Here is an 8,452-nt window from a genome sequence, read left to right as displayed (position 1 = left end):
ATTTCCGTAATGCTCCTTAATTGCGAGTCATTTCTAAAAGTTAAATTTTAGTCCTCTGTTATTAAGTTAGCATGAAGTTAGTAACAGGAAAAAACGCTGAAATGCTTTCACACTAAAGACTTTAAGAATATTTACAGTTCAATTTTATTTAAGAATTATATGGCAAAGATACGAACTCATTACATTTGCCAAGAATGTGGTGCAGCTTCTCCTCAGTTTTTTGGCAAATGTCCCTCCTGTCACACCTGGAATTCATTGGTGGAACAAGTGGTGCCAAATACACCGACGGCAACTGACGGAACTCGCTTGGCAAAACGACATCGCCAACGTCAAAACACCTCTCCTCAAGCTCTTTCATCCTTGACGTTAACCCAAATTTCTGAACAGCCAATTCAGCGGTTTAGTTCAGGTTATGTCGAACTGGATCGGGTATTGGGCGGCGGCATTGTCCCCGGTTCCTTGGTGTTGGTGGGCGGTGATCCAGGGATTGGAAAATCCACCCTTTTGTTGCAAATTGTCAACTTTCTAAGTGCACGGCAAACGGTTCTCTACGTTTGCGCAGAAGAATCTGGCCAACAGGTTAAATTGCGTGCCCAGCGCTTGGGAATTGGAACCTTAAATTCAAATAAAGAAACTTCGAATCAATCTTCCAAACCTAAAAATAAGTCCGCGAATGCCGATTTATACCTGTTGCCGGAAACGGATTTAGAAATGGTGTTGCAAGAACTAGATTCTCTACAACCTCAAGTCGCCATTATTGATAGTATTCAAGCCCTATTTTTCTCCACTTTAACTTCAGCTCCTGGATCCGTTGCCCAGGTGAGGGAATGTACGTCAGCTCTAATGCGCTTGGCGAAACGAGACCACATTACATTATTTATCGTTGGCCATGTCACGAAAGAAGGGGCAATCGCAGGTCCCAAGGTTTTAGAACATCTTGTTGATACGGTGCTCTACTTTGAAGGGGATCGATTTGCCAATCACCGATTACTCCGATCCGTCAAAAATCGGTTTGGTGCGACTCATGAAGTGGGTGTATTTGAAATGATCGATCGGGGCTTGCGGGAAGTCTTAAATCCATCGGAGTTATTTTTGGGCGATCGCGAAGCGGTATCGCCTGGGACCGCCACCATCGTCGCCTGTGAAGGCACCCGTCCCATTGTGGTGGAACTACAGGCTTTGGTTAGCCCCACCAGCTACAGTTCGCCTCGCCGCTCAACGACAGGGATTGAATATAATCGGTTGCTGCAAATTCTAGCCGTCTTAGAGAAACGGCTGGGCATTCCTCTATCTAAACTGGATGCCTATGTGGCCTCTTCCGGGGGGTTGAGTGTGGCTGAACCTGCGGCAGATCTTGGAGTTGCGATCGCACTCGCAGCCAGCTTCCGTGATCGCCTGGTAGACCCGACCACCGTCGTAATTGGTGAAGTAGGATTGGGCGGCCAGGTCCGCTCCGTCTCACAAACTGAATTACGCCTAAAAGAAGCTCTGAAACTGGGATTTAAACGGGCCATTATCCCCAAAGGCCAGTCTTTTCCCAGTTTGGATATAGAAGTGATTCCCGTCACCCGAGTTGCTGATGCGATTGTGGCCGCCCTTCCAGGTGGCTCATCAGCACAGTAGCTCGAACAGCATCAAGCCCAAAGCATTCTGTTTTCATCGGGTGAGGTGTTTTCCTACATCTGTGATCCATGCGGCTTAAATCAAATTACTCCCGTGCCATACCCCCTCTTCCTGGTGTAAAGAATCATTTTGTCTGAGCCATCTAGATTCGATTTGGGCATACTGGTAGCTGAATAAAAAAGCCAATATCAGGAATCTTGCGCATTTATCTGCTTTTACCCCAAGAACTAGATAACAATTGATTCTCTTAGAGCAGTTTTCAGGTAGCTGAGATTACCATTTTCAGAGAGGGTTATCGCATCACTTAATAATCTATGGCCATTAGGAAAATACGGTTGCACAACATTGGGGAGCTGCTAGTTAAAGCCCCCCTCAAAACCTCTGCATGCCTATTTTGGCTACCGGTTAGTTTGACCTTTGCAAGCGTCAGTCTATCTTCATCACCGACCAATGCCAGTGAAAACGTCCTCGTTATCCACTCCTATCACGCTGAATTATCCTGGACCCAACAAGGAAAAGAGGGAATTGATCAAGGATTTCAAAAAAGCGATCGCGACCTCCGTATCTTCCACGAGTATTTAGATCTCAAGCGGTATCCACAAGCCCCTCATAAACAAGAATATCTAAGCTATTTGCGGCAGAAATATAAAGATACCCCCATTCAACTCCTGATGGTCGGCGATGATCCAGGCTTAGACATCGTCTTGGAATATCGCCGTACCTTTCTACCCCAGACTCCCCTTGTGTACTTTGGTCTGAACCACGTCCGTGAGGCCCTACTCAATCGTCCAGGAATGACAGGCGTTTTTGAGAACCATAGTACAGAAGAAACGATTCTAGAAGGCGTCCGCCAAAACAATGCCAATGGCATCATTTTGATCAGTGACTCCACCGCTACGGGAGTTGCCAATCTCAAACGGATTGAGACCTTGCGTAATCATCCTCAAGCGCCCCAAGAAATCATCAGTTTAGTTGATTTATCTCCCCAACGGATCAATCAGAGCATTAGGCAATACCCTGAGCATTGGCCGATCTTTATGCTGGGACAACTACGACGAGGATCCCTCAGAGGTCCGCTCCTTGACTATGCAAAAGGAACGAATCTCCTTTCTCAGACCATCCCCAACCCCATTTACGTTGACAGTTCCTTCTTGCTTGGCGAAGGGGTTGTTGGTGGAAAAGTATTAGATGGAAATCTTCACGCCCAACAAGCTGCAGAACTAGCACTCCAAATCCTAAACGGCAAGCCCGTTGAGCAAATTCCACCAATTATTAAATCAAAAAATCTGTGGATGTTTGATGCCCAAATGCTTAAACGCGCAGGCTTATCCCTAGATAATCTACCGTCAGGTAGTCGGGTGATTAATCAAGACGTGTCTTGGTTAAAAGAAAATCAAAAGTTACTGATTGTTATTGTCATCATTTTCTTAATTGGCTCCGTCACAATCCTATTTTTAATCTGTTCCATTCGGTGGCAAAGGCAAATTGAGCAGGAACTACGGGCCAATCAATTTAAACTCAAATTGGCACAACACACCCTCGAAAAGCGTGTAAATCAAAGAACTGCAGAACTGGCAACTGCGAAAGAAAAAGCTGAAATCGCCAACCATGCCAAAACAGAGTTCCTCGCTAATATGAGTCACGAACTTCGAACCCCTTTAAATGCCATTCTGGGGTTTAGCCAGTTACTTCAAAATGAAGGTAACCTAGCTGAAGCCCACCAAAACCATGTTGGCATTATCAATCGCAGTGGTGAACATTTACTGACACTGATCAACGATGTTTTAGAACTCTCTAAGATTGAAGCAGGACACACTGTTATTCACCAATCCACCTTAGATCTGCCAGAACTGTTGGATACGCTGCAATCTATGATGCGGGCAAAAGCTGATGCTAAGGGGATAAAGCTTTCCTTTTTCAGTGAGTCGAAAATCCCTCACTATATAGAAACCGACACAATCAAAATAAGGCAAATCCTGATCAATCTATTGGGGAACGCGATTAAGTTTACGCAAAAAGGCCACGTCAAGCTCAATGTCCGTGTCCTTGAGAACCAAAATTCTGACGAGTCCCTAGGTTTACAATTTGCCATCAGCGACACTGGCCCCGGCATCGCCCCCTCAGCTTTGGAAGAGATCTTTACTCCTTTTGTACAAACCCGAACAGGGCAACAGAGCCAAGAAGGAACAGGACTTGGCTTGGCCATTAGCCGCAAATTTGCCAGACTGCTGGGAGGGGATATTGCCGTTAAGAGTGTGCTAGAGGAAGGGAGCACTTTTTATTGCACGATCCAAACGACACAGACCCAGCGGCCACAAACTCAAGAACCTCAATATACAAATTTTGTCCAACTGGTTGCAGACCAAACGCAAACGTCATGGCGAATTCTAGTGGTTGACGATCAAAAGGAAAATCGCCAATTAATGGTCCATCTACTCTCTTCAGTGGGGTTTGACACCCAAGAAGCCACCAATGGCCAAGAGGCCGTCGAGAAGAATCGGCAATGGCAACCTCATTTGATTTGGATGGATGTGCAAATGCCCGTTATGGATGGCAGGACCGCCCTAAGAGAGATTAAAGAAACGGCCAATCCACCTATTATCATTGCCCTCACAGCGAATATATTTGATTGCGATCGCAACCAAGCCTTGCAATACGGATTCGATGGATTTGTTTGCAAGCCCTTTCGCACCGCCGAAATATGGGAACAAATGGCCCAGCACTTGCCAGTAGAGTTTATCCAGGCAGCCCCATCTAGCCAACTCCCCTCGGCCCCCAACTCTGCAGACAATGTTGCGATTTTGCAAGACCTTAAACATCTACCCCTAGATTGGCAACTTCAGCTTATTAAAGCGTCTCAATCTCTAGATACCCCTCAAATTGAGCAACTGCTCACTCAAATTCCCGATCAATATGCTCGCCTGACGCAGACCCTCGCCGAGTTAGTCAGCGCCTATCGGTTTGACCTGATCTTAGAAGCCTTGGAAGATCTCAACATCCTCTCCCAACCTTAGCTTTCTGGCTTTTTTGTTGGACAAAAATACCCTTTATTGACGCATAGCCATAATAATCGGGGAAAGTTTGCCATTTTTACCTAACTTATATCGATATCCGCGCCATTCCACTGTTGTACCCACCATGCCACAACACCAAATCACGAAATTGACAAAGTCTCGAATGGGCAACAACCACCAGAATCTCTGAGCCACTCGATCTCGAAGATAGTAAATCGCAATCACCCAAGCCATTAACCAACGAGTCACTAGCATGGTGGCCATAACAGACCATCCCCACAGAGACCCCTGAGTGGCTAATAAAAAAAGCAGCCCACTCGTGGTCCCAAAGGTGAATAACAATCCCACATATCCCCAAAACCGTTCCACTCGAATACATGTGGCCCAGCGGGCTTGGCGATGAAAAAATTCGGATAGGTGGGTTGTGGTGAGTTGATGTTCCACAATATAGGGGGATAACACGACTTGATAGCCTACCTGGGTCGGCAAATTGCCCATATGGAAATCATCAGCTAGGTGATCGGCTAAGGCTGCAAATCCACCAATCTTGGCCAAGGCCGCTTGCCGGATCACAATGGTAGAGCCAAAGGCAAAATGCATGCCTTCCAGCTTATGGGCCGCGAGTACATTGGCATGGTTGCGGGTGGCAATCCCCAGGGCTTCAAATCCGGCTAGCCAGCCCTTAGCCCAGGAATTATAGAGACAAGTCACCACGCCCACTTCAGGGTTAGCCAAGGGCTGAACAATTTGCTGTAAATAATCCGGTTGAACCAAAATATCGCAATCTGCCAGCACAATTACATCATGCTTGGCTTTCTCCACCCCATTGGCCAAGTTGCTGACTTTAAGGTTGGTGCCAATGGTGCGATCGCACACCACTAACTCAATATCTACACCAGGGAATGCCTGAATCAGTTGCTCCACAATCGGCAGGCTCGGATCTGTGGCCTCGCGCACACTAAAAATCACTTGATATTCGGCATAATCCTGATGGCAAAAGGAGGCTAAATTCTCATAGGTATTTACATCCACACCGCACAGGGGTTTGAGGATGGTTACTGGAGGATGAAAGTCAGGATTAACCGGATGGTTTTGACGGAAAAAATCGACCGTCGAATAAATGGCATAGCAGTAATACAGCACCGCCGTGCAGCAAAACGGAAAGATCAGCCAAGGAAGATAAGCAGTCATACACCCAACATGGAAACAGGGGCCTAACCCGTTAAAGAAATAATGCCCACACCCCAACCAATGACAATAATGCCAGCTAGTCGTCCCGGAGAAATATGCTCTTTCAAGATAAAGTGGGCACCACAGAGATTGATAATGTAGCCCAATCCGGTAGCTGGGCGAACCAAGCTAATATCAGCCCAGCTCAAGAGGGAAATAAACATCAAAAACGAAACGGTATAGCTTGCAACCCCGATTAATACCCCTGGATTCACAAATACACTTTTCAGCCACTGTAAAATTGAGGTCAAAGAGCGAGCTGAAAATTTGCCAATTTTCTTAACGCCACGGGCCACTAAGATATCCGCCGTACAGTCTGCTAAGACCAGCACCAATATCCCTAACCACATCTTGGGTAGGTAAAAACTCAAGGGCAGTAGCAGCATCCAGGAGGATTTGATATTGGGATCTGCATCTTGCTGCAGCTGAGCTTTGCGATCGTCAATCCGCTTACTCCAGCCCACAATAAACACGCCCAAGGAGATAAAGATTGCCGCTAGCCACCGAGCCAAAGAGACAGGCTCTTTCAGAATAAGCCAAGCCATCAGGGCATTGAGAACATAGCTAAAGGCATGCATGGGCAGCACAAAGCTCATATCCAGTCGGGTGAGGGACACCAGATAAATGAGCATCGAAATCGTTAGGGTGACGACCCCCAAACCAATCCAAGGGCTGGTGAATAAATAGCCTGCTAACTGCCCAAGGGCATCAAGATGAAACGACGTGATCTCACCAAATACTTTCATCCCCCGACTCAGCCAAATATCACCGAGCACTTGAGTAGAGATAAGCAGGAAGATAAGCAGGAAATTGATCAAAATGCGGCTGAAGCGATGAGTTCAGGATAATTGGTTAATTGAAATCCACCGGCCTGGAGCTGCGCTTTGACAGATGGGCTAAGTAACGCCGCCAGCTCCCGCTCCCCTGCACCTTCAGGCCCATTAATCGGTTCGTGAGGATATGGGATTGCAGGATGGGCATACAGCTCCACAACATTGGCCTGAATTTGGGGAATTAATCCCAGCAAATAGGACTCTGTTACAGCACCAGATTGCAAAAGCCCGTAGACCCGCTCAGCATACCGTATCCCTTGGCCCGAAAGCACCAGCTCTCCATGACGACGCAGCAGTCGAAACACGGACCAGCCTAATCCCTTAGCTAACCAGCCCTGGGAATCTGCCTTTAAGGTATAGGTCAACTCTTCATAGGGAAGTCGAATAATCGGTATGTTGTACTTCGGAGCTAAAGCCATCAAAACGTCAAGGACGGCGGGATTGGCATGGTGGTGTAGATGTCCATCCACATGGGAAAGAGGCAGACCTGTCGCTAGAAAGCGCTGAAGTTGGGCTTCAATTTCTTGGTGCAGTTCTCGGCGAGCAGCCTGATTGAAGTAGTATCGCCAGCCCGCCTGAGCCGGATTATCTGGGAAGCGCCCCTGTTCATCCACTAGATGGGGAATTTGATCAGGAGGCAGTACTGCTTTGCCACAGCCCAACACCACATGCAGCCCAACTCCTAAACTGGGATGCTGTTTAGCTAGGTCAACCGCCTCGTCAACTGCGTCCCCCGTCACCATCAGGCTGGTACTGGTGAGAATACCTTCGGTATGGGCTTGAATGATACCTTCATTTACCCCATGGGAAAATCCAAAGTCATCACCATTGACGATTACATAACGTGGGGATGTCATTGCCGCTCTATCCTAATCCAATTGGGCATCTTAGCCTCCCTGGACCGATGGAACCGGCTCGCGACTGGGCCAGAGGCGCAAACAGGTCAAAGCCAACTTGGATAACCGAGGCATCAATAGAGGTTGAAGCAATTGCTCATCGAACCGTTGCATACGTTGGTGATTGGCCTCCAAGCAGGTCTTAAAAAACTGGTTGGCCGTTAAATCGTCCATAAAATGTCCAGCTTCAGAAGCCGTAAAGGGCTTGCCTTCCTGCTGTTCCGCGCTGCCGCCAAAGGCTTGAACTAAGGTCTTTAATGCTTTTCCATAATGCCAAAGGGCTCGGAAACTGCGTAGCCCTTCCAGATGCCAACCTTGTTGAATATGCAGATAGGTCACCCAATTGACGAAAAAGACAATATGACGGGCTTCTTCATCCAAAATGGGGTCGAAAATCTTAAATACGCTCTCCGGCATGTACTGGGCTTGGCGCGCTAAATCAAACATGCCAAAGGCAAAGTAGGAATCCAAACATTCGCCAAAGCCAAAATCCGTAAAGGCCGTTTCAATCTGATCAGGAACGGTAATCTCGGGTAGGGGGGACACGTCAATGTCATAGCGCTCAATCAGATGCCGCAATAGACGGGCATGGCGATGCTCTTCTCGGCCCTGAAGCGCAACGGCTTCTTTAATTAAGGGGTCCGTGATGGTTTCGGCAAACGCACTCACCATCACCCCGGCTTCACTTTCCGTTAAGAGCGCTTCCCGCCAAAAGGGAATTCCGCGTAAGCGCTCCAAGGAAACGGGATCGAGATCCGGCCAGGGTAAGGTTTCTGGCTCGTAATCCAAATAGGTGTCTAAAAAGCTACGACAGAACAGTTGTTTATGGTCCCTGCTGCCCAGTTTGATCATCACT

6 protein-coding genes are annotated in these 8,452 nt (G+C 47.5%); 2 read left to right on the top strand and 4 right to left on the bottom strand.

The window, feature by feature from the left end; genetic code table 11:
* Positions 1-159: 159 nt before the first annotated feature.
* Complete coding sequence (gene radA, locus Q0986_RS16830; RefSeq protein ID WP_299413059.1) at positions 160-1,623, top strand: DNA repair protein RadA; 1,464 nt, start codon at positions 160-162, stop codon at positions 1,621-1,623.
* Positions 1,624-1,958: 335 nt separating this feature from the next.
* Positions 1,959-4,637 carry an ATP-binding protein gene (locus Q0986_RS16825; RefSeq protein ID WP_299413055.1) on the top strand — a complete coding sequence of 893 codons (2,679 nt, stop codon included), beginning with the start codon at positions 1,959-1,961 and terminating at the stop codon, positions 4,635-4,637.
* Between the two features lie 33 nt (positions 4,638-4,670).
* On the opposite strand, the gene hpnI is transcribed toward Q0986_RS16825, so the two are convergent.
* The 4 genes from hpnI to Q0986_RS16805 all read right to left on the bottom strand — a co-directional run bounded on the left by hpnI (position 4,671) and on the right by Q0986_RS16805 (position 8,451).
* Entirely contained in the window at positions 4,671-5,828 is a 1,158-nt protein-coding gene (gene hpnI, locus Q0986_RS16820) for a bacteriohopanetetrol glucosamine biosynthesis glycosyltransferase HpnI (protein WP_299413050.1), read from the bottom strand.
* A gap of 23 nt (positions 5,829-5,851) precedes the next feature.
* Complete coding sequence (locus Q0986_RS16815; protein WP_299413047.1) at positions 5,852-6,613, bottom strand: EamA family transporter; 762 nt, start codon at positions 6,611-6,613, stop codon at positions 5,852-5,854.
* A 68-nt stretch (positions 6,614-6,681) separates the two neighbouring features.
* Entirely contained in the window at positions 6,682-7,557 is an 876-nt protein-coding gene (hpnK, locus tag Q0986_RS16810) for a hopanoid biosynthesis-associated protein HpnK (protein ID WP_299413044.1), read from the bottom strand.
* Between the two features lie 30 nt (positions 7,558-7,587).
* Entirely contained in the window at positions 7,588-8,451 is an 864-nt protein-coding gene (locus Q0986_RS16805; RefSeq protein WP_299413041.1) for a ferritin-like domain-containing protein, read from the bottom strand.
* Between the last annotated feature and the right edge of the window lies 1 nt (position 8,452).

Origin of the sequence: Acaryochloris sp. IP29b_bin.148, from assembly GCF_028285565.1 — a bacterium.
Classification (GTDB): Bacteria; Cyanobacteriota; Cyanobacteriia; order Thermosynechococcales; family Thermosynechococcaceae; genus Acaryochloris.
The sequence above is the reverse complement of the archived record's forward strand: the minus strand, read 5'-3'. Positions and strand labels throughout refer to the sequence as shown.